Here is a 278-nt window from a genome sequence, read left to right as displayed (position 1 = left end):
CTACAGGCACCCTGCGATCAACCCACGATCCGCAGCACGTCATCCAGCAGCGCGGCAGCGGTGACTTCCGCACCGGCACCCGGTCCCTGGATCAACAGCGGCTGGCGCTGATAGCGATCACTGTGGATCGCCACGCGGTTGTCGGTGCCTGCGCCTTGCGCTAAGGGGTGATCGGACGGCAGTTCGCGCAGGCCGACCTGTGCACCCTGGCCGTCAACACGGCCCACGAAACGCAGCACGCGGCCGTTGTCCCGTGCCTGTTGCCAACGCGCCTGCAG

1 pseudogene is annotated in these 278 nt (G+C 67.6%); it reads right to left on the bottom strand.

Going from position 1 to position 278, the window contains the following annotated elements:
• Positions 1-17: 17 nt before the first annotated feature.
• Positions 18-278 (bottom strand): annotated as a pseudogene (locus EN846_RS34905) (hypothetical protein); the annotation flags it as partial.

Origin of the sequence: Mesorhizobium sp. M4B.F.Ca.ET.203.01.1.1 (genome assembly GCF_004791025.1) — a bacterium.
Taxonomy (GTDB): domain Bacteria; phylum Pseudomonadota; class Alphaproteobacteria; order Rhizobiales; family Rhizobiaceae; genus Mesorhizobium; species Mesorhizobium abyssinicae.
Note: the sequence above shows the minus strand (reverse complement) of the source record. Positions and strands in the feature narration are given on the sequence as shown.